This window comes from Comamonas sp. (assembly GCF_036666375.1).
Lineage (GTDB): Bacteria > Pseudomonadota > Gammaproteobacteria > Burkholderiales > Burkholderiaceae_C > Comamonas.
Window position 1 is genome coordinate 1 of the sequence record NZ_JAVWWA010000062.1, and the last position, 21,179, is coordinate 21,179.

The 21,179-nt window shown below is 66.5% G+C and carries 21 protein-coding genes; 12 read left to right on the top strand and 9 right to left on the bottom strand.

Annotated elements, in window-relative coordinates:
• From RR928_RS15230 to RR928_RS15240, 3 genes are all read right to left on the bottom strand, one after another.
• The coding region (locus RR928_RS15230; protein WP_332683164.1) for a porin at window positions 1–968 on the bottom strand (968 nt) is incomplete at its 3' end.
• Between the two features lie 116 nt (window positions 969–1,084).
• Complete coding sequence (locus RR928_RS15235) at window positions 1,085–2,287, bottom strand: mandelate racemase/muconate lactonizing enzyme family protein (protein ID WP_332538774.1); 1,203 nt, start codon at window positions 2,285–2,287, stop codon at window positions 1,085–1,087.
• Window positions 2,288–2,293: 6 nt separating this feature from the next.
• Window positions 2,294–3,262, bottom strand: coding sequence for a Bug family tripartite tricarboxylate transporter substrate binding protein (locus RR928_RS15240; protein WP_332683166.1), 969 nt, complete (start codon window positions 3,260–3,262; stop codon window positions 2,294–2,296).
• A gap of 124 nt (window positions 3,263–3,386) precedes the next feature.
• Between RR928_RS15240 and RR928_RS15245 the strand changes: the two genes are divergently transcribed.
• On the top strand, window positions 3,387–4,082 hold the full coding sequence (locus tag RR928_RS15245; RefSeq protein WP_332538776.1) for a FadR/GntR family transcriptional regulator: 696 nt from the start codon (window positions 3,387–3,389) through the stop codon (window positions 4,080–4,082).
• A gap of 30 nt (window positions 4,083–4,112) precedes the next feature.
• Here the strand turns inward: RR928_RS15245 and RR928_RS15250 are convergent, their stop codons facing one another.
• On the bottom strand, window positions 4,113–4,502 hold the full coding sequence (locus RR928_RS15250) for a hypothetical protein (protein WP_332548033.1): 390 nt from the start codon (window positions 4,500–4,502) through the stop codon (window positions 4,113–4,115).
• A 143-nt stretch (window positions 4,503–4,645) separates the two neighbouring features.
• Here RR928_RS15250 and RR928_RS15255 point away from each other — a divergent pair, with 143 nt between their 5' ends.
• Both RR928_RS15255 and RR928_RS15260 read left to right on the top strand, forming a co-directional pair.
• The gene (locus RR928_RS15255) at window positions 4,646–5,182 is read left to right on the top strand and encodes a dihydrofolate reductase family protein (protein ID WP_332538778.1); all 537 of its coding nucleotides are present in this window, start codon (window positions 4,646–4,648) and stop codon (window positions 5,180–5,182) included.
• Between the two features lie 35 nt (window positions 5,183–5,217).
• A complete protein-coding gene (locus RR928_RS15260) occupies window positions 5,218–5,742 on the top strand; it encodes a TetR/AcrR family transcriptional regulator (protein ID WP_332683169.1) in 525 nt (174 codons plus the stop codon).
• Here RR928_RS15260 and RR928_RS15265 read toward each other — a convergent pair.
• A complete protein-coding gene (locus tag RR928_RS15265; RefSeq protein ID WP_332538781.1) occupies window positions 5,739–6,125 on the bottom strand; it encodes a VOC family protein in 387 nt (128 codons plus the stop codon). The genes RR928_RS15260 and RR928_RS15265 overlap by 4 nt on opposite strands.
• Window positions 6,126–6,414: 289 nt before the next feature.
• Between RR928_RS15265 and RR928_RS15270 the strand changes: the two genes are divergently transcribed.
• The 5 genes from RR928_RS15270 (at window position 6,415) to RR928_RS15290 (ending at window position 12,803) form a co-directional block, all read left to right on the top strand.
• A complete protein-coding gene (locus tag RR928_RS15270) occupies window positions 6,415–7,602 on the top strand; it encodes an ABC transporter substrate-binding protein (RefSeq protein WP_332538782.1) in 1,188 nt (395 codons plus the stop codon).
• Window positions 7,603–7,691: 89 nt separating this feature from the next.
• Window positions 7,692–8,612: a branched-chain amino acid ABC transporter permease gene (locus RR928_RS15275; RefSeq protein ID WP_332538784.1), complete on the top strand. Its 921-nt coding sequence runs from the start codon at window positions 7,692–7,694 to the stop codon at window positions 8,610–8,612.
• Entirely contained in the window at window positions 8,612–10,435 is a 1,824-nt protein-coding gene (locus RR928_RS15280) for a branched-chain amino acid ABC transporter ATP-binding protein/permease (RefSeq protein ID WP_332683172.1), read from the top strand. The genes RR928_RS15275 and RR928_RS15280 overlap by 1 nt, the downstream gene beginning before the upstream one ends.
• A complete protein-coding gene (locus RR928_RS15285) occupies window positions 10,428–11,153 on the top strand; it encodes an ABC transporter ATP-binding protein (RefSeq protein ID WP_332538786.1) in 726 nt (241 codons plus the stop codon). The genes RR928_RS15280 and RR928_RS15285 overlap by 8 nt, the downstream gene beginning before the upstream one ends.
• A gap of 15 nt (window positions 11,154–11,168) precedes the next feature.
• Window positions 11,169–12,803 (top strand): AMP-binding protein, encoded by a 1,635-nt coding sequence (locus RR928_RS15290; protein ID WP_332683174.1) that lies wholly within the window; start codon window positions 11,169–11,171, stop codon window positions 12,801–12,803.
• Between the two features lie 226 nt (window positions 12,804–13,029).
• Here RR928_RS15290 and RR928_RS15295 read toward each other — a convergent pair whose 3' ends face one another.
• A complete protein-coding gene (locus tag RR928_RS15295) occupies window positions 13,030–14,307 on the bottom strand; it encodes a hydroxymethylglutaryl-CoA reductase, degradative (protein ID WP_332548029.1) in 1,278 nt (425 codons plus the stop codon).
• A gap of 117 nt (window positions 14,308–14,424) precedes the next feature.
• Between RR928_RS15295 and RR928_RS15300 the strand changes: the two genes are divergently transcribed.
• The 3 genes from RR928_RS15300 to RR928_RS15310 all read left to right on the top strand — a co-directional run bounded on the left by RR928_RS15300 (window position 14,425) and on the right by RR928_RS15310 (window position 17,319).
• Window positions 14,425–15,804 carry an aminotransferase-like domain-containing protein gene (locus RR928_RS15300; RefSeq protein WP_332538789.1) on the top strand — a complete coding sequence of 460 codons (1,380 nt, stop codon included), beginning with the start codon at window positions 14,425–14,427 and terminating at the stop codon, window positions 15,802–15,804.
• 140 nt (window positions 15,805–15,944) lie between these two features.
• Window positions 15,945–16,349 (top strand): COG4315 family predicted lipoprotein, encoded by a 405-nt coding sequence (locus RR928_RS15305; protein ID WP_332538790.1) that lies wholly within the window; start codon window positions 15,945–15,947, stop codon window positions 16,347–16,349.
• Window positions 16,350–16,425: 76 nt separating this feature from the next.
• On the top strand, window positions 16,426–17,319 hold the full coding sequence (locus RR928_RS15310; RefSeq protein ID WP_332538791.1) for a dienelactone hydrolase family protein: 894 nt from the start codon (window positions 16,426–16,428) through the stop codon (window positions 17,317–17,319).
• Window positions 17,320–17,415: 96 nt separating this feature from the next.
• Here RR928_RS15310 and RR928_RS15315 read toward each other — a convergent pair whose 3' ends face one another.
• From RR928_RS15315 to RR928_RS15325, 3 genes are all read right to left on the bottom strand, one after another.
• Window positions 17,416–18,153, bottom strand: coding sequence for a flotillin domain-containing protein (locus RR928_RS15315; RefSeq protein ID WP_332538792.1), 738 nt, complete (start codon window positions 18,151–18,153; stop codon window positions 17,416–17,418).
• 73 nt (window positions 18,154–18,226) lie between these two features.
• Window positions 18,227–18,670 (bottom strand): hypothetical protein, encoded by a 444-nt coding sequence (locus RR928_RS15320; protein ID WP_332538793.1) that lies wholly within the window; start codon window positions 18,668–18,670, stop codon window positions 18,227–18,229.
• Between the two features lie 61 nt (window positions 18,671–18,731).
• Entirely contained in the window at window positions 18,732–19,673 is a 942-nt protein-coding gene (locus RR928_RS15325) for a LysR family transcriptional regulator (RefSeq protein WP_332538795.1), read from the bottom strand.
• A 99-nt stretch (window positions 19,674–19,772) separates the two neighbouring features.
• Between RR928_RS15325 and RR928_RS15330 the strand changes: the two genes are divergently transcribed.
• Window positions 19,773–21,176 carry an acyclic terpene utilization AtuA family protein gene (locus tag RR928_RS15330; RefSeq protein ID WP_332683183.1) on the top strand — a complete coding sequence of 468 codons (1,404 nt, stop codon included), beginning with the start codon at window positions 19,773–19,775 and terminating at the stop codon, window positions 21,174–21,176.
• Window positions 21,177–21,179 lie beyond the last annotated feature (3 nt).

Here is a 21,179-nt window from a genome sequence, read left to right on the forward strand (position 1 = left end):
GAGTCCTGGCTGATGGGAAACAGCATGCTGGTGGAGCGGCTGCCGTTCTTGAGCTGCGCCAGGTTGGCGTAGACCTGGGTACGCTTGGACAGGAAATGCGCATAGCCCAGCGCCACGCGCCTGGCATCGGCATCGCCGGGACGCGACCATTTGCCCAGCGCCAGCCGGAACTCGCCCGAGCCCACGGGAATCGCCGCGCTGACGTTGGCCGAGTTGGCATCTGCCAGGCCCGCAATCTGGTTGCGCTGGTAGTAGCCATGGAGTCGCGCCACGCCGAAGTTGTAGGCGCCGCCTATGCCCAGTGTCTTGGCGCGCACCGCGGGCGCGGCCAGGCCCACGGTCGGGCCGGCGATCTGCGCGCTGTCGAAGGCCAGGCCCAGAAAAGCCGGGCCGCTGCTGTAGTCCAGCGCCAGCGCGTAGTTGCGGCCCGTGGCCGCGCCTTCGGCGGCCTGCACGTAGGCGCGGCCAAACACATTGCCGAACTTGGGGGTGATGTACTGCACGGCGTTGTCGAACTTGAAGGTGTTGCCGCGGTTGTTCGCGCCCTGCAGCAGCGTCTGCACCGCGCCCAGTTGCGCGCGGCCAAACGCATCGGCCTTGCCTGAAATCCAGACCGACGGGCCCCACATCGAGCCCAGCTGCAGCGTGCCCAGGCGGCGGTCGGACAGGCCCACATAGGCTTCGCGGTTGAAGAAGGCCGCGCTGCTCGCGCCGCTGGACAGATCAAGCTGGCTCTCGAGCTTGAACGTGGCGCTCAGGCCTGCGCCCAGGTCCTCGTTGCCGCGCAGGCCGAAGTAGCTGGTGTCCGAGGACAGCGACCATTGGTTGGCGCCCGGGTTGGAGCGCGACTGGTGGTACACGGCGGCATCGGCGCGGCCGTAGACGGTCACGCCGGACTGCGCGAAGGCGCTGGCGCTGCAGGCAAGCAGCGCGCCCAGCGCGATATGTCGGTGCATCCTGTGGCTCATTTTCTTGTCTCCTGGTTGAAAGCGGGCATGGCTGCGCCCAGCCGTCATTGCGGCTTTGTGCAGGGGCGTAGCGGGAAAGGGCCGGCGGGCGCCGGCCCGGAGTAGGGGGCTTGGTGTTACGCCGCGGTGCTGCGGCGAGTGGAGGCCGCGGGGTCGCGCTTGACGCCGGGCGCCAGCGCGGTGCCCAGGCCGGGCTTGTCGGGGCGCAGCAGGTAGCCGTTTTCCAGCACCGGCAGCTCGGTCACCAGGTCCTTGTAGAAGGTGCTGAGAAACGCGCGCACCACTTCCTGGAAAATGGCGTTGGGCGAGGCCAGCCCCAGGTGCAGCGAAGCCATCAGCACGACCGGGCCGGTGCAGTCATGCGGTGCAATGGGCTTCTGGTAGGCGTCGGCCAGGCTGGCGATCTTGCGCGCCTCGGTGATGCCCCCGCACCACGAGAGATCGAGCATGACGTAGTCCAGCGCATGCGCCGCGAGGTGGTCGCGAAACGCTCCCTGCGCGGCCAGCGTCTCGCTGCCGCAGACCGGAATCTGGCCCAGGCGGCGGTAGTCGGCAAGCGCGCCCGGGCTGTCCATCTTGATCGGGTCCTCGGCCCAGAACGGCCGGTACTGCTTGAGTTCGCGCGCGATGGCCAGCGCCGATGTCACGTTCCACATCGAATGGAACTCGCACATCACTTCAATTTTGTCGCCCACGGCCAGGCGGATCTTCTCGAACACTTCCAGGCCCTGGCGCATGGCCTTGGCGCTCACATATTGCCCGTCCGATTCGGTGGCCGCGGCATCGAACGGCCAGATCTTCATGGCGCTGAAGCCTTCTTCAACCAGGCTTTGCGCGAGTTCGCCCGGGCTTTCAATGAACGCGATCTGGTCGTCATAGCGGTGGCGCACCTTGGCGTCGCCGGGCTGCACCAGCCGGCGCTGGATGCTCTTGCTGTTGTAGTCGACGCCCGCGCAGGTGTTGTAGGCGCGCATGCGGTCATGGCAGGCGCCGCCCAGCAGCTGGTAAATGGGCTGGCCCGTGACCTGGCCCAGGATGTCCCACAGCGCGATGTCTATGGCCGAGGCGGCGCGCGTTTCCACGCCGCTGCCGTTGAAGCCCAGGTAGCCGCGCAGCAGGATCTTGTGCAGGCGTTCGATGTCCAGCGCGCTCTGGCCCAGGATCAGCGGCGCGGCCATCGAGTGGATATAGGTTTCCACGGCTTCGGCGCCGCGGAAGGTTTCCCCCAGGCCGACAATGCCGGCGTCGGTTTCAATCTCTACCCACAGCAGGTTGGGCTGGGTCTTCAGGCGTGTGGTTTCAATCGCTGTAATGCGCATTCTTGTTTACTCCGCGGAAATCTTTTGCGAGCGGATCAGGTCGGCCCACTTGTCGTGTTCGGCGCGGATGTGCTTGCCCAGCACGGCAGGCGCTCCGCCCAGGGGATTGATGCCGGCGTCGCTCATGGTCTTGCGCACCGTCGGGTCCTGCAGGCCCTTGTTGAACGCGGCGTTGAGCTTCTGGATCACGGCCGCGGGCGTGCCGGCCGGCGCGCCAATCGCAAACCAGGGCTCGATGATGAAGTTCTTGTAGCCGATCTCTTCCATCGAGCGCAGCTCGGGCAGGTTGCTCGAACGGCCCTTGCCCGTGACCGCCAGGCCCTTGACCTTGCCGGTCTTGACGAAGGGCGCGATCGACGGCTCGTTGTCGAAGAACACGTCGATCTGCCCGCCCAGCAGATCGGTGATCGCCGGGCCCGAACCCTTGTAGGGCACATGCAGCAGGTCGACGCCGGCCATCTTCTTGAACATCTCGCCCGCGAGGTGGTTGGACGCGCCCACGCCCGACGAGGCATAGGTGAGCTGGCCGCGCTTGGCCTTGGCCACCAGGTCTTCGACACTGTTGATTTCGGACTTGGGGCTGGCCGTGAGCACGTTGATCGACGAGCCCAGCAGCACCACGGGAGCGATGTCCTTGAACAGGTCGAAGCCGGGGTTGGCGTAGAGGCTGGAATTGACCGAGCAGTTGCCTATGCTGCACAGGAAGATGGTGTAGCCGTCGGCCGGGGCCTTGACCGCCGCGGCCGTGCCGATGTTGCCGGTCGCGCCCGGGCGGTTCTCGACCACGATGGCCTGGCCCAGTTCCTTGGCGGCGGCGTTGGCCGTGAGGCGCGAGACCAGATCGCCCGAGCCGCCCGGCGGCACCGGAACGATCATGCGTATCGGCTTGGAAGGGAAGTCCTGGGCATGTGCTGCGGGGTGGAGGACCAGGGTCGCGCCAAAGGCAAGCGCAATGGTCACAAGGCTCTTTTTCATGATTTGTCTCCAGCTTTTTGGATGAATTATGGAACGCGGTGCCGCGTCGCTGCGAATAATACAATCATCATATGATTGACGTCAAGGCGGATTCGGGGAGGGCCAGCGGTTATGCTTGCAGCCTATGTCCCCACCTCGTTTGCGCAACTTTCACCACCAAATCGTTGATGCCGTGGGCGCGAGCATCGTGGCCGGGCGCTATGCCGAAGGCGAGCAGCTGCCGACCGAGCCGCAGCTGGCCGAAACCTATGGCGCGAGCCGGCTGATCATCCGCGAGGCGATGAAGAGTCTTGCCGCCAAGGGCCTGGTCTCGATACGTCCGCGTACCGGCACCCATGTGCTGCCGCGCGCCGAGTGGAATCTGTTTGACCCCGCCGTGCTGGGCTGGCAAAGCGAGGCGCCGCCCGACAAGAAGCTGATTGCCGATCTGATGGAGCTGCGCCAGACCATAGAGCCGCTGGCCGCGCGCCTGGCCGCGGCCAGGGCCTTGCCGCCGCAGGTGGCCGAGATCCGCGAAGCCTTCGAGGCCATGGCAAAGGCCCAGACCCAGGCCAGCTACATCGAGGCCGACCTGCGCTTTCACGGCGCCGTGGTGCGCTCCTGCGACAACCAGTTCATCCAGCAGCTGGAGACCGCGCTGTCGGCGGTCTGGAAAACCAGTTTTCAGGCGTCCAGCGACGCCTGGGGCCCCGACGCCCAGGCGCTGGAATTGCACCGCTCCTTGCTGCACTCCATAGAAGGGCGCGATCCGCAGGGCGCCGAAGCCGCAGTGCTGGCGCTGATTGCCCGCGCGGTGGTGCGCATCGGCCAGATCGCCTAGCGCGCGCCGGGCGCCGCCGGGCGGCAGGCTTCAGCCGAAGATCGCATAGCCTTCGCGCATGCGGCTCGAGACCGCGGACAGCGACAGCAGCATGACCAGCACGATGCCGGCCGAAAACAGCGCGCTGAAAAACGTCAGCCCGCGCAGGGCTGCGTGCTGCCGCGCGTCTTCGGACGCGGGCAGCTCCCAGAGCCTGAACAGGTGCTGCTGCATCTTGAATTGCAGCCAGCCAATCAGCGCATAGACAAGCGCCACCGCCACGCTGACGGCAATGGCCTGGGTTTGCGTGGCCACCAGCACTCCGTTGCCGGCAATGATGACGGCGTTGAGCCCGCACAGCGCTGCCGCCAGCACCATCACCGCCTGCGCGGCGCGGCGTCGCCATGATGGGAAGGATGCGGCGGGCGTGGGCAGGATCATGGGGCGGCGGATTGATTTCAGGCGGAACGCGGTGGGCGCGGGCTGGCGCCAGCGCCAGGGTGGAGTCACTGTACCAAAGCCATCAGCTGACTCAGCAAACCATTTCGCGCAATAATATACGCCGTATGTTTATTGGAAGTTCCATGGTCACGGCCCATGTTTTCATTGCCACCAGCCTTGACGGCTTCATTGCCCGGCCCGACGGCGACATCGACTGGCTGCTGCAGCGCGATGCGCCCGACGAGGACCATGGCTACGCGCAGTTCATTGCCGACAAGGACCTGATCGTGATGGGCCGCGGCACGTATGAAAAGGTGCTGAGTCTGGGCCCCTGGGCCTATGACCGGCCCGTGTTGGTGCTGTCGAAACAGCTGGCCGACACGGCGGTGCCCGAGGCCCTGCAGGGTAAGGTTCGGTTCAGCGCCAGCGCGCCCGGCGAGTTGATGCAAGCCCTGGCCGCGCAGAACGTGGGCCGCGTCTATGTGGACGGCGGGCAGTTGGTGCAGTCGTTCCTGCGCGCGGGACTGATTGCCGACATGGTGATCACCACGGTGCCCGTGCTGCTGGGGGCGGGAAGGCGCTTGTTTGGCGCGCTGTCGGCCGACGTGGATTGGACGCTGGTCTCGAGCCGCAGCTTTGCCTCGGGCCTGGTGCAGTCGAGCTACCGGCGCGCGCCATGAGCCGGGCGCGCGGGCGTCCGGCCCAGGGTCAGGAGATGGCACGCGATGAAATACTGGCTGCAGCGCTGTGCCTGCTTGACGAGAACGCGGGCCAGGGCTTGAGCATGCGCGCGCTGGCCACCAGGCTGGGCGTCACGCCCATGAGTCTTTACCGCCATGTGGGCGACCAGGCCGGGCTGCTGCGCGCGCTGGCCGACCAGGTCTATGCCCGGGTGCTCGAAGCGCCGCAGGGGCTGGCCGAGGAAGGCGCGCAGATCCGGGCGCTGCTGACCCGCTACCACCGGGCCGTGGCCCGCTATCCGCAGCTGACGCTGGCGATCTTTGCCACGCCCCAGGCTTTTGCCGGCGTGACGCGCGCGATCACCGAGCGGCTGGACAGCTTGCTGGCGTGCATCACCGCGCAGCCGCTGGCGTGGCGCGACATTCTTGTCGACCATGCGCACGGCAGCGGTCTGGCGCTGGCCGCAAGCCAGGCCCAGCCCGCGCAGTTCGAGCCGCTGCTCGCGCACTACCAGCAGGCGCTTGACCGGCTGCTCGAGGGCCTGACCGGCGCGCGCTAGCCCTCGGGCAGATCCTCGTGCAGGCACAGGTAGTTGCCCTCGGTGTCCTTGAACCAGGCGGCCTTTTCCGCGCCCAGCACGCAGACATGGTTGACGGTCTTGAGCCCGGGAAAGTCGTAGTCCTCGAAGGTCACGCCCGCACTTTTGAGCTGCGCGATGCCTGCGGCGATGTCGGCGACGCGAAAGCTGATGGCGGTGTGATCGGCCTTGGTGCCTTCGGGCTTGGGAAACAGCGCAAGCGTGCTGCCGCCGACCTGGTAGACGAACTTGCCGTCCGGCCGCAGGCCGCCGGGCGCAAGGCCCAGGCAGTCTTCGTAGAAGTGTCGGGCGCGTTCCATGTCAATGACCGGAAGCATGGTGGTAACAGCGGATTGGGACAGCATGGCAAGTCCTTTCACGCGGTCGCTGGCGTCGTGCGCCGCAGGGCGCGCATCCGCTTGACCGGCACTCCAGCTTACGCCCGCGGATGCCGCGATGCCAGTGGTATCTCTGGCCGCCGGTACCGGCATGCGTCGTGCGACAGGCAGGCGCGTACTGCTTGCTGTACCGCGCAACTGTACCTGTCGGTATGGATACAGTTTGTCTATATTGACCAGACACCAAATGGGTCACAAACCCAAGGCCAAGACGCTTTGATAAGTGACCTCACAAAAGCCGTCAAAGGAGACAAGCATGAACTGGTTCAAAGGATTTGCCAAAACGGCAATTGCCGCCGCCGTCGTATCGGGCACGGCCTACGCGCAGGACATCAAGATCGGCTACAACGCCGACATGTCGGGCAGCGGTGTCGCCGAGCTGGGGATCTCGGGGCGCTGGGGCTTCGAGGCCGCGATCGAGGACATCAACAAGGCCGGCGGCATCATGGGCCGCAAGGTCGTGGGCGTGATCCGCGACGACCTGGGCACGCCGCCCAAGTCCATCCAGAACATGACCGAGCTGATCGACAACGAGAAGGTCTCGGCCGTCGTCGGCCCGGCCAACTCGGGCAATGCGCTGGCCTGGCTGCACCTGCCGCAGCAAAAGAAGATTCCCGTCGTGGTGCCCATCGCCACCGGCTCGGAGATCACCACGCGCTACGCCAACGATGCGCAGAACTACCTGTTCCGCATCTCGATGGTGGACCGCGAGCAGTCGGCGCTGCTGGCGGCCTACGCGGTCAAGCATTCGGCGGGCAAGAAGATTGCCGTGCTGGCTGATTCGACCGGCTACGGCCAGGGCGGCACCAAGGACGCCACCGCGATTCTCGAGCTGCATGGCGTCAAGCCCGTGGCCGTGGAGAAGTTCGGCCCCAAGGACACCGACATCACTTCGCAGCTGTCGAAGATCAAGGCCGCGGGTGCCGACACCGTGATCGTCTACGGCCTGGCCGACGGCACGGCCCAGGTGCTGCGCAGCATGGAGAAGATCAACTACCTGCCGACCACGCTGGGTGCCTGGGGCAACCTGAGCTCGCTGTTCCCGAAGATGACCGGTGCCAAGCTGTCCGAGCACCTGATCATGGCGGCGTCGACCACGGAAGACACGAACGCCAAGACCAAGGCCCTGGGCGAGCGCGTGCGCAAGAACTTCCCCACGCTCACCACCTTCCCCTGCGCGGCGCAAAGCTATGACTCGGTGATGCTGATCGCCGCGGCGATGAAGCAGGCCAACAGCACCGACGGCGCCAAGGTGGCGGCGGCGCTGGAAAACCTGCAGGGCGTCGAAGGCGTGATCAAGACCTACAACAAGCCGTTCACCAAGACCATGCATGAAGGCCTGAACGTCAATGACTTCTACCTGGCGCGCTGGAAGGGCGACACCGTCGTGAAGTTCGAGGACTCCGTGACCAAGGGCTTCCAGCCCGCTGACTTCAAGAAGTAATTCCCGTTTGTGATGGCGTTTGCTGGCGGGCTGCTCAGGCAGTCCGCCCGCACCTTGCGTTGGTATGGCGAGCGATCGGAGTTGCGCGTATGGCAGTCAGTATTCTTCAGGCCATGTTCAGTGGCCTGGCATTGGGCAGCATCTATGCCCTGGTGGCACTGGGTTTCAACATCACCCACAACACCACCAAAACCTTCAATTTCGGCCAGGGCGAGTTTCTTGTCGCTGGCGCTTTCATCGCGGTTTCGACGCTGCTGCTGCTTGCCGGCCATGACTTCAAGGGCACGCTGCAGCAGGCCGAAGTGACGCTGGCGCGCTACGGCCTGAGCCTGATCGCCACCGTGGTGATCATGGGCCTGCTGGGCGTGGTGGTGTATTACGCCGCGATCCGCCCGTTCATCGGCCAGCCCGGACTGGCCTGGGTGATGAGCACGATCGGCTTCGGCATCATCATCCAGAACATCGCGCTAGCCATCTGGGGCCCGTCGCCCATGGTCATGCCTTCGCCGCTGGGCAGCGAAGTGCTGCGCATAGGCGGCGCGGGCGTGCTGCCGCAGGAAATCCTGGTGCTGTGCGTGAGCATCGCGCTGATGCTGTGCCTCGACGTCGTGATGCGCAGGACGCGCCTGGGCAAGGCGGTGCGCGCCGTGGCGCAAAGCAGCACCGCGGCGACGCTGATGGGCATCAATGTGACGGCCATCGTGGTGCTGGCGTTTGTCGTCAGCGCCAGCCTGGCGGGCATTGCCGGGCTGCTGATCGCGCCCATCACCACCGCCTCGGTGTTCATGGGCCTGACGCTGGCGCTCAAGGCGTTTTCATCGGCCATCGTCGGTGGCCTGAGCAATCCGCGCGGCTGCATGCTGGGCGGTTTTCTTCTCGGTCTGATCGAGGCCATGGTCGGCCTGTGGCATGCGGAGCTGCGCGAAATCAGCATCTTCCTGCTGATCATTTTTGTTCTGGTGCTCAAGCCTGAAGGCCTGCTGGGTCAGCGCGTGGTGGAGAAGGTCTGATGAACCAGTACAAGCATCTTTTGGGCGTGGTCGCGTTCGCGGCCCTGGTCGGGCTGATTCCGCTCGTCACCGACAACGGTTTCTATCTCAAGGTCCTGTTCCTGATCGGCGTGAATTACCTTGCCGCCGCCGGCCTCAACGTGCTGGTCGGCTACGCCGGGCAGAAGTCGCTGGGCCATGCGGGGCTGTTTGCGGTCGGTGCCTATACGGCGGCGCTGTTCACGGCCAAGCTCGGCTGGAATCCCTGGCTGGCTTTCGCCGCGGCCGGCGCGATGGCTGGCCTGTTCGGCGTGGTGATCGCCTTGCCCGCGCTGCGCGTCAAGGGCCCGGCGCTGGCGATGGTGACCATTGGCTTCGGCGTGGTCGTCGAGAAAGTGGTTTCCGAGTGGCAGGACGTGTTTGCCGGCCAGCAGGGCATCTACGGCGTGCTGCCGCTGACGTTCGGCGGCGAGCCGCTGGACGCGCGGCAATGGGTCTGGGTGGTGCTGGCGCTGGGCATTGCCGCCCACCTGATGCTGCGCTTTCTGCTGCGCGGCAAATACGGCCGGGCGTTCATGGCGGTCAACACCGCCGAAGTGGCCGCCGAAAGCGTGGGCGTGAGCGTCTACAAGTACAAGGTGCTGGCCTTCGTGATCAGCGCCGTGACCTGCGGCTTTGCCGGCGCGCTGATCACCCAGCAGAACCAGTACATCAACTCCGACTTCATCACCTTCAACCTGTCGGTGTTCTTTCTGCTGATCGTGCTGTTTGGCGGGCGTTCGGTCTACGGTCCGCTGCTGGGCGCCGTGGTGCTGACGCTGCTCGACGCGTTTCTTGCGCGCTGGCCGGGCGTGCAGCATTTCACCTATGGCGCGCTGCTGCTGTTCGCGCTGTATGCGATGCCCAACGGCCTGTCGGGCGCGCTGACTTCGCTGTTTCGCCGCCTGCGCTGGTATGACCGCCGCGTGCCCGGCCCCGAGCGCGCGCCCATCGCTCCCTGGCGTCTGCAGGTGGCCGGCGACGCCGTGCCCGGCGGTGAAGTGCTGCTGCGCACGCAAGGCCTGTACAAGGCCTATGGCGGCGTGGTGCCGACCAACAACCTCGACATCGAGATCCAGTCGGGCCATGTGCATTCGCTGATCGGCCCGAACGGCGCGGGCAAGACCACGCTGCTCAACATCCTGTCGGGCATCGTGCCGCCCAGCAAGGGCACGATGGAGTTTCGCGGCCGCAGCACCGTGGGCCAGCCGGTCTATCGCATCTGCAACATGGGCCTGGGCCGCACGTTCCAGAACCTCAAGCTGTTTGCCGACATGTCGGTGATAGACAACGTGAAGGTCGGTCTGCACCAGCATATCCGCACCGGCTTCTGGTCGTATCTGCTGGGCCTGCCGGCAGCGGCGCGCGATGAAGCCCGCGCCACGGCCGAGTCGCTGCAGATCCTGCAGTTCCTGGGCCTGCAGGAGCATGCGCGCGCGCTCGCCGGCAGCTTGCCGTACGGCCTGCAGCGGCGCGTGGAGCTCGCGCGCGCGCTGGCCACGCGGCCCACGCTGCTGCTGCTCGACGAACCGGCCGCGGGCCTCAATCCGCAGGAGACGGGTGAGTTGGTCGAAGTGATACGCAGCATCCGCGATCTGGGCATCACCATCTTGCTGATCGAACACCATATGGATCTGGTGATGGCGATTTCCGACCATGTGATCGTGCTTGACTACGGCGAGAAGATCGCCGAGGGCGCGCCGCTGGCGGTGCAGAGCAATCCGCGCGTGATTGCGGCCTATCTGGGCACGGATGACGAAGAAGAAGAAGCGGCCCCCATGGGCCTGGGAGAGAGCCATGTCTGAGAAAGCCTTGCTCAAAGTCACCGACCTGCAGGTGCACTACGGCGCGGTGCAGGCCTTGCGCGGCATCAGCCTCGAAGTGCATGCGGGCGAGATCGTCACCATGATAGGCGGCAACGGCGCGGGAAAAAGCACGCTGATGAAGGCGCTGTCGGGCCTGGAGCCGGCCAGCGCCGGCAGCATCGTGTTTGACGGCCAGGACATCACGCGCCTGCCCGGCCACCAGCGCGTGGCGCTGGGCATTGCGCAGTCGCCCGAAGGCCGCCAGGTGTTTGCCGACCAGACCGTGCGCGACAACCTGATCCTTGGCGCCTACCATCGCAAGGTGGGGCGCGCGCTGATCGATGCCGATATCGAGGCCCAGTTCGCCGCGTTTCCGCGGCTGCGCGAGCGCCAGGACCAGATGGCTGGAACCATGTCTGGCGGCGAGCAGCAGATGCTGGCGATCGCGCGCGCGCTGATGGCCAAGCCCAAGCTGCTGCTGCTCGACGAGCCGTCGCTGGGCCTGGCTCCGCTGATCGTCAAGGAGATCTTCGCCATCATCCGCGGCCTGCAGCAAAAGGACGTGACCATCCTGCTGGTCGAGCAGATGGCCAACCAGGCGCTGGCCGTGGCCGATCGCGCCTATGTGCTGGAAACCGGCTGCATCACCATGCAGGGCAGCGGCAAGGCGCTGCGCGCCGACCCCAAGATCCGCGCCGCCTATCTGGGCAGCCATTGAACGCAAGGACTGCATGTGATTGCCATTCATGAGGCCAGCACCATTGGCGAAGTCTTCTTCCAGGCCGCGCAGAAGTACGCCGCCAACAGCCTGATCGCCGTGCCGGTGAACCCGGCGCGCAGCTACCACCCCGAGGGCTGCGAGATCAGCTATGCCGACGCGGCCGCGCAGGTCAGGGCGCTGATGCACGACTACCGCGAGGCGGGCTACGGCCTGGGCCACCGCGTGGGCCTGCTGCTCGAAAGCCGGCCCGAACACATGCTGCACAAGCTCGCGCTGAACGCGCTGGGCGTGTGCTGCGTGCCCGTGAATCCCGACTACCGGCCCGCCGAGTTCGCCTATCTGATCGACCATGCGCGGCTCGATCTGCTGCTGGTGCTTGAAAGCCATGTCGCTGCCGCCGAAGCCGCGCTGCGCGAAAGCCGCCACCAGCCCGTGCTGTCGGTGCTGCAGCAATGGGCGCAAGGCCTGCCGGCTGCCCTGCGGCCGGCGCAGGCCGGCGAAGTCGGGCCCGACACGCCGGCCAGCATTCTCTACACTTCGGGCACCACGGGCCGGCCCAAGGGCTGCGTGCTGTCGCACCACTACGAAGTGGCGGCCGGCCAGGCCTATGCGACGCGTGGCGGCATGGCGAGCATCCGCGAAGGTGCGGAACGCCTGTACAACCCGCTGCCGCTGTTCCATGTGAACGCCTCCATCCTGTCGTTCTACTGCATGCTGCTGACCGGCGGCTGCCAGGTGCAGACCGACCGCTTCCAGCCTTCGCGCTGGTGGCAGGAAGTGCGCCAGACTCGCGCCACCATCGTCCATTACCTGGGCGTGGTGATCCAGTTGCTGCTGTTGCAGCCGCCGCGCGACGACGACCAGACGCATTGCGTGCGCTTTGGCTTTGGCGCAGGGGTCGAGCCGCAGCTGCATGCGGCTTTTGAAGAACGCTTTGGCTTTCCGCTGCTCGAGCTCTGGGGCATGACCGAGATGGTGCGCCCCATGGTCGACTGCCATGCGCCGCGCCAGGTCGGCACCCGGGCCTTTGGCTGCGCGGTCGAAGGCGTGCAGGCGCGCGCCGTCGACGATCTCGACCGGGAAGTGCCCGACGGCACGCCCGGCGAGCTGGTCATACGCCACTGCGCCGAGACGCCGCGCAAGGACTTCTTCAGCGAATACCTCGACGACCCCGCGGCCACCGAAAGCGCCTGGCGCGGCGGCTGGTTCCACACGGGCGACATGGTGGTGCGCGATGCCGGCGGAATGTTCCATTTCGTCGACCGGCGCAAGAACATCATCCGGCGCTCGGGCGAGAACATTGCCGCGGCCGAAGTCGAGGCCATGCTGCTGACCCATCCCTGGGTCGAGCAGGCGGCCGTGATGGCCGTGGCCGATGAAGTGCGCGAAGAGGAAGTGCTGGCCTGCATCGTGCTCAAGGCCGGCCTGCCCGACATGGGCGAGCCGATGGCGCTGGCGCAGGACATCTTCCAGTACTGCCACCGCGCCATGGCCTACTACAAGGCGCCGGGCTGGATCTGGTTCACGCCGCAGATTCCCACCACGGGCACGCAGAAGATCCAGAAGCACGCGATCTTCGCGCGCGGCACGGATCCGCGCGAGGCCGAGGGCATGCTGGATTTGCGGGGGATGAAGAAGAGGGGGTGAGGCGGCGCTTGTTGCCCAGCGTATTGCTCCTGCTCCCGTTTGGGCACAGTCTCAGCCGTCCCCGTTCATCCTGAGCTTGTCAAAGGACGAACGGCCTGCGCTCAAGCCATGAGAACGGGCCGTTCATGGTTCGACAAGCTCACCACGAACGGTTTAGAAGCACTCTCCGGCCACGCCCCAGGATGAACGGCCTGCCCACAAGCCAGGCAAGCCGTTCATCAGCGTTTTACATGCCCGCCAGCAACGCCTTTGCCCGGTCCACGCTGACATTCTTTTCCTGCGCCATCTGCGCCGCGATGCGCTGGATATCGGCGCCGCTCGCGCCCGCAAGCAAGGCAATGTTGCGCGCATGCAGGGCCATATGGCCGCGCTGAATGCCTTCCGTGGACAGCGCGCGCAGCGCGCCCAGGTTCTGCGCCAGGCCGACGGCGGCGGCAATCTCGCCGAGTTCCTGCGCGCTTTGCACCTGCATCACGCGCAGCGCCCAGCGCGCCAGCGGGTGGGTCTTGGTGGCGCCGCCGACCAGGCCCACGGGCATGGGCAGCTCGATGCTGCCGACCAGATGGCCGTCGGCGTTCTTTTCCCAGCGCGTGAGCGAGGTGTAGCGGCCCGATTGCGCGGCGTAGGCATGGGCGCCGGCCTCGACCGCGCGCCAGTCGTTGCCGGTGGCGACGATCACCGGGTCTATGCCGTTCATGATGCCCTTGTTGTGCGTGGCCGCGCGGTAGGGATCGATCTTGGCAAACGTGTAGGCGTCGAGCACGCCTTCGATGACTTCGCTGCCGGTGTACTCGGCCGTGGCCAGCGTCTCGGGCGACAGCGTCACGCGCGCGCGCGCCAGGCGCAGGTCGGCAAGATTCGACAGGATGCGCAGGCGCACCGTGGCCGAGGTGATCTGCTCGATATACGCCGACACCGTCTCGGCCATGGTGTTGACGGTGTTCGCGCCCATGGCATCGCGCACATCGACGATCAGGTGGGCGACCACCATCGGGCCGCGCGGCGTGCTGTCGAACACATGGACTTCGATGTCCTTGCAGCCGCCGCCCATGCCTATCAGCACCGTGTCCCTGGCGTTCGCGCGGGCCATGATCTCGGCCTTGTTTTCCAGCACGATCTGGCGCACGCCGTAGGGGTCGGTCATGCCGACGATCTGGATCTGGGCGCGCATCAGCGGCGCCGTCGACGAGGTGAAGAAGCCGCCGCTGGCGCGCGCCAGCTTGGCCATGAACGAGGCCGCGGCGACCACCGAAGGCTCCTCGACAACCATGGGAACCAGCACATCCTTGCCGTTGACGCGGAAGTTGCTGGCAATGCCCAGCGGCAGCTCGAAGGTGCCGACGACGTTCTCTATCATGCCGTCGGCCACGTCCAGCGGCAGGGCGCCGGCCTGGGCCAGCAGCGCACGGTCCTGCGCGTCGAGGCCCGCGGCTTCGGCAACGCGGTGCAGGCGCTCCTGCGGAGTCAGGGAACGCATATTGGGCAGGCGGGAATCACGGGTCATGAAAATCCTTGGAGCGCGGGTGAGGGTGGGTCAGGGTATTCCCGGCAAAGCGGGACTGCCCGTTACTGTAGGCCTGCTGTACCCTTTGCAGCAGGTACAGTTATTGAGAACAGATCCATGCCCCCACCACTTGCCGGTTTCAAGATCCTCGCCGAATCGCTGGAGCGGGAAATCCGCCAGGGCGCGTACAAGGTCGGCGAGAAGCTGCCTTCGCTGCGCGAAATCACGCGCGAGCGCGCCTATGGCAAGAACACCGTGATCGCGGCGTTCGAGCTGCTGGTCGCGCGCGGCCTGGTCGAGCCGCGGCGCGGCGCGGGCTTCTATGTGAAGGAGATCGCCGAGCCGCCCGACATGGACGATCACGCGCTGGGACGTGCCAAGGACTGGGTCTGGCTGATACGCGAGCAGCTCAAGGACGATCCCCAGGCGATACGCGCGGCCGACGGCATGCCGCCGCCCGAATGGCTCGCGGGCGCGCGCCTGGACCGCGTGCACCACAAGGTCGCGCGCGGCGGCCTGGGCGCGCTGTTCAGCTACGGCAACCGCTACGGCTATCTGCCGCTGCGCCAGCAGCTGGTGCGCAAGCTCGGCAATCTGGGCATAGAGACCGACCCGCGCCAGATCCTCATGACCCATGGCGCCAACCAGGCGATGGACCTGGTGCTGCGCTACATGATTCCACCGGGCGCGACGGTGCTGGTCGACGATCCCGGCTATTACTTCCTGTTCGCCAAGCTCAAGGTGCATGGCGCGGAAATCGCGGGCATTCCGCGCCAGCCCGACGGCCCGGATCTGGAGGTGCTGGAACAGGTGCTGATTCGCAAGCGCCCGCGGCTGTTCTTCGTGCAGTCCGTGGGCCACAATCCCACGGGCTCGGACATCAGCGCCGACAAGGCCAGGCGGCTGCTGGCGCTGGCCGAAAAATACAATCTGCTGCTGGTCGACATGGACCCGCTGGCCGATCTCAAGCCGCACGAGCAGACGCGGCTGGCGGCGCTGGACCAGCTGCAGCGCACGATCTACATAGGCTCGTTTTCGAAGTCGCTGTCGGCCGCGCTGCGCGTGGGCTTTCTGGCCTGCAGCGCCGACATGGCCTCCGAGCTTGCCGATCTCAAATCCATCGTGCATGTAAACAGCTCGGAGTACGCCGAGCGCACGGTCGACACCATCCTGCGCGAACGCACCTATGCCAAGCACATCAGCGCGCTCAAATCGCATGTGGCCCAGGCCACGCGCCAGTCGCGCCAGTTGCTGGGCGATGCGGGCGCGCGCTTCTTCTGCGAACCCGCCGAAAGTCTCTACATGTGGGTGCGTTTCGAAGGCTTGGAGGATTCTCTGGCGCTGTCGGAGTACCTGACCGCCGAGCAGATCACGGTGGCGCCGGGGCGCATCTTCAGCGTCGATCCCGGCATCACCAGCCCCTGGATGCGCCTGAACAGCGGCATCGTGGTGCACGAGAAATTCCAGGCCATGCTGCAGCGCCGGCCGCTGTGGTGAGGTCGTTGGACGACGCGTGGTAGAAGTTCGTTACCACGGCATGTGCAAAAAGGCAGATACTGCCTTGGCGACTTCAAACGGGCGCCAGGGTTGATGCAATCGCGCGCCTTCTTCCGGCTTTCACACTCAAGGAGTACTCCATGCTACGTATGGCTTCCATCGCTTTTCTGGCCTCGGTCGCATTGACCGCGTGCAATACGGCGCCCAGCAGCCAAGCCTCCATGACCCAGTCCCAGGCTTCGCCCGCGACGACCATGAACGGCATGCTCGTAGGCCCCAATCAGATGACGCTGTATGTGTTCGACCGCGATGCCGTGGGCAGCGGCAAGAGCGTCTGCAACGGCGGCTGCGCGACCAACTGGCCGCCGCTGATGGCGCCCGCGGGTGCCAAGCCCATTGGCGACTGGAGCGTCATCACGCGCGACGACGGCAAGACCCAGTGGGCCTACAAGGGCCGGCCGCTGTACTTCTGGGCCAAGGACAGCCGCCCGGGCGACGCCACGGGTGAAGGCGTGGGCAACGTCTGGCGCCTGGCACGGCCCTGACGATCCGGCGGCGCTGGTGGATGGGGCTGCATGGTCGTAAGATCCTCGCTTCCCATCCCTTGTTCAGGAGCCGCCAATGACCAAACGCTTGACTGCCGCCGATTTCGACCAGGAACTGCTGATTCTCTTTGACGCCTATGTGCATGGCGACATGGACAGGCGCAGTTTTCTCGGCCAGGCGCAGCGCTATGCGAAGGCCGGCGTCACGGCGGCAGGACTGCTCGCGGCGCTGAGCCCCAATTTCGCCGCGGGCCAGCAGGTGCCCGCGCAGGACAGCCGGGTGACCACGCAGCGCGTCACGCTGCCTTCGCCCTCGGTCTACGGCAAGATCAATGGCTACCTCGCACGGCCGTCGGCCGCAGGCGCGGCGCGCCTGCCCATGGTGCTCGTGGTACACGAGAACCGCGGCCTCAACCCGCATATCGAAGACGTGACCCGGCGCCTGGCGCTCGAAGGCTTCATGGCCTTCGCTCCCGATGCGCTCACGCCGCTGGGCGGCTATCCCGGCGATGAAGACAAGGCGCGCGAGGCCTTCGCCAAGCTCGATCAGGAGAGCACGCGCGAAGACTTCGTGGCCGCCGCGCAGTGGTTGCGCATGCGCGCCGATGGCGACGGCAAGCTGGGCGTGGTGGGCTTTTGCTACGGCGGCGGCATGTCGCACTGGCTCGCGACCCAGCTGCCCGAGCTGCGCGCCGCCGTGCCGTTCTACGGCAACACGCCCGATCCGGCGCTGGCGGCCAAGGTCAAGGCGCCGCTGCTGGTGCATCTGGCGGCCGTCGACGAGCGCATCAATGCCGCCTGGCCCGCCTACGAAGCCGCACTCAGGGCCGCGGGCGCGAAGTACGAGGTGCACCACTATGCGGGCACGCAGCACGGCTTTCACAACGACACCACGCCGCGCTACGACGCGGCCGCGGCCAAGCTGGCATGGGAGCGCACGATTGCGTTCTTCAAGGCGCAGCTGGGGTGACGCGCGCGGCAGGTATGGCCGCTTGTCCTGCCCCTGTCGAGCGCGGTTGCAGGACGCGGCACCGGCTTCGCCGAAGTCCCGATGGCGTCAGGCATTCTAGGCAACGGGCTCCTGCGCTCGCAGCGAGGCAGCATCAAGCAAAGGCGCATCGGCGGCTGGTGCGGTGGGAAGCGTCACCATGCCGGCTATTGACTGGGCGATACCGGTCAGCGAAGGATTGGCCAGTCCGGCATCTTTCATGATGGCGTCGACAATGGGTTTGGCCACTTGATACTGCAAGGCGGAGTTCACCACCTGCTCTGGCAGCGTGCCGCCGGCCGCTGGTGCGCTGCCATGACCGCCTGCGCCCGAACCCATGCCCGGCAAGCCGTTGACTTGGAAGAGTCGAATGGAATCGATTTTCTCCATCGGCTTGGCCGCCTGCTCCAGGATCTGGGGCAGTGACTCGATGAGCTGCAGGCGCACGGCCAAATCAATCTGGGCAACGCCCAGGCGGTTCTTGGCTTCATTGATGGCGGCAATACCTTCGGCTTCGGCCAACGCCGCGTCTTTGCGCGCATGGGCCTCCACGGTGATGGCGGCGGCGCGATTCTCGGCGGCTTCACGTTCGGCCTGCGCAGCAACCTTGACGCCTATGGCCTGCTGCTCGGCTTCTTTTGCGGCATCGATCAGTTGAATGGCCTTGCCGCGTTCAGCCACAGCCATTTCACGCGCCGTTTTCACCAGCTCCTCCGAGCGCACGGAATCCGCCAAAGCCGCTGAAATTGCATGGGTGCATCCCATGGCATGGTGAGAAAGATCGCTTTTTCTTGCGGCCCATGTGCCTGGCAGCACGGGAGGGGGTCTTGGCGTGGGCCAAGGCCGGCGTGACTGCCGCAGGCGTTGCCGGCGAAGATGGCTTGAAGCGTTAGCGTGACGCGGGCGCGGTGGTCATGGGCAGGGCAGCTTGCGACGCAAACAGGCTTTGCTCATCAAGCAGTTCAAACGCAATTTCGGGGCGCTGCTCGAAGCTGCGCTTGATCGCCGCCGGAATCGCCTGGCGCGTCTTGCGGCACAGCCCCGGGCGCTCCAGCACCAGGATGGTGATGCCGCGCAGCGTGCGCACTTCGCGTGGGCTGGTCTGTATGTCCAGTTCCAGCCCCAACTGCAGTTGCATGCGCTGCTGCATGTGGCGCAGATCGGCCAGGCTGGCGAGGTTCTCCAGGCGCTGCACCAGGCGCTTTTCGTCTTCGCGCGTGAGCCGCATGATGCGCAGGTCGGCCTGCGGGTCCTGCAGCAGCGCATCGCGCCCGCAGGTGCAGGCACCGGGCGGGCATTCGCTGCGCAAGGGAAAAAGGGGCAGAGGACTCATCGTGCGGGCGCCTGCGTTGGGGGCTCAGGCCATCATAGCCAGTCGCGCGCGACGTGGCTTTTCACGTCCGGCCCGCCGACTGCATTTCCTCCTGGCTTTGCAGCCAGGCCTGCAGCGAATGCTGGGCGCTGTCGTAGAACGCCTGGGCGGCCGGGCCCAGGCTCTGGTGGCGGTGGCGCACCCAGTAGATCGTGCGTGCGGGCGCCAGGCCTTCGAGCCGGCGTATCGCAATGCCCGGGTCCTGGAAATAGGCCAGCGACAGCGCGGGCACCAGGCTCACGCCCAGGCCGGCGCGCACCATGCCCATGACGGTGGCGAGCTGCTCGACTTCCATGCGGGTGTGCAGCAGCGCAGCGTTGAACACCGCCGCCTGCCAGGCGTCTACGCTGGCACGAACGCTGGTGTGGGCCGCGAGGTGCACGAAAGGCAGGCCGCGCAGCGCCTGGGGGGAGACCGGCGCGGCGGTCTGCGCCAGCGCGTGATCGCGCGCGCAGACGAGATAAAAGGTTTCCTCGGCCACGGCCGCCGCATGCAGATCGGGGTGGCGCGCCAGCGCCGTGCACAGCGCCCAGTCGGCCTGGCCCTGCTGCACGCTGTCGAGGCAGGGGGTGTTCAAGGCGTCGCGCACCTGCACCTGGATCTGCGGATGCGACTGCGCGAACTGCGCCAGCAGCGACGGCAGCCAGTGGGCGGCCAGCGAAGGCAGCAGGGCGACGGTGACGCGGCTGGCGCGCAACTCGGCCGCGCCCTGCATCGACTGCACGGCCTGATCGATCGCGGCAAGCAGGCGCTGGGCATGGAGCAGGAAGTCCTGGCCCGCGGCAGTGAGCACCACATGCCGCGTGCTGCGCTCGAACAGCTGCGCGCCCAGGCCCTGCTCCAGGCCCTGGATCAAGGCGCTGAATGCGGGCTGCGACAGATGGCATTGCTGTGCGGCGCGCGTGAAGCTCAGATGCTGATGAAGGGCGGCAAAAGCCTGGAGTTGCCGGGTGGTCAGATTCATAGGTGATGCAAATCAATCTATCCAAATCATCGAATTTACAACATAAATCGCTTTCTCTATATTGGCTCCATGGCGAACACCATTCCTGATCTGAATTCCATGCGCTGGCCCTCGGGGCCGGCTTCTGCCTCCACGCCCCGCGGGCCGCTTCTGGTGGGCTGCGGCGCGGGGTTTTCGGGCGATCGCACCGACGCCGCGCGGCCCGTGGTCGACGCCTTGATGGCCGCGGGCGAGCCCGCGGTGCTGATCTTTGAAACCCTGGCCGAGCGCACGCTGGCGCTGGCGCAGCTGGCGCGCGAGCGCGATCCGGCCGCGGGCTACGAGCCGCTGCTGGCCGATCTGCTGCGGCCCGTGCTGGCCGACTGCATAGCGCACGGCATTCGCATCGTGAGCAATTTCGGCGCGGCCAATCCCGCGGGCGCGGCGGCCTGTATCGCGGCCCTGGCCGCGGAATTGGGCCTTCGCGTGCCGCGCATGGCACTGGTACATGGCGATGACCTGATGGGCGCCGAGCATGCCCAGGGCTTGCAGGCCGCATGCGGCGCCGATTGGCCCGCGTCGCGGGTCGTCAGCGCCAACGCCTATATCGGTGCCGAGCCGATTGCCCAGGCGCTGCAGGACGGCGCCGAGATCGTGATCGCGGGCCGGGTCGCCGACCCGGCGCTGGTGCTGGGCCCGGCCGTGGCCTGGCATGGCTGGGCCTGGGACGATTGGGATCTGCTGGCGCGCGGCACCATGGCCGGCCACCTGCTCGAATGCGGCTCCCAGGTCTCGGGCGGCTATTTTGCCGATCCGGGCTACAAGGATGTGCCCGATCTGGCCCATGTGGGCTTTCCGATCGCGCGCATCGAAGCCGACGGCAGCTGCACCATTGGCAAGCCGGCAAACACTGGCGGACTGATCAACGCCCAGACCGTCAAGGAACAGCTGCTCTATGAAGTGCACGACCCCGCGGCCTATCTGACGCCCGATGTCGTCGCCGACATCAGCGATGCCTGGGTCAGCGAAGTCGGCCCCGATCAGGTGCGGCTTGAAGGCGTGCGCGGCCACGCGCGGCCCAGCCACCTCAAGATCAATGTCTGCAGCGAACGCGGCTGGCTCGCCGAAGCCGAGATTTCCTATGCGGGCGCGCATGCACTGGCGCGCGCCCAGCTGGCGCGCCAGATCATTGCCACGCGCCTGGGCGCGCAAGGCAAGCTGCGCTGCGACTTCATCGGCGTGACCAGCGTGCTCGGCGACGACCAGGGCCAGTGGCTGGCGCATCTCGGGGCCGCGCCAGCGCCGCGCGATGTGCGCGTGCGCTGGGCCTGGGAGCAGCCCACGGCCCGGGCCGCCGAAGTGCTGCTGCGCGAAGTCAATGCGCTCTATACCTGCGGGCCGGGCGGCGGCGGCGGCGTGCGCACCCAGCTGCGCTCGCGGCTGTCGACGGTGTCCTGTCTGCTGCCGCGCGCGCAGATTCCCTGTGGCTGGCGCTGGTGGCATCCCGCCGCGGCGCTGCCCTGAACC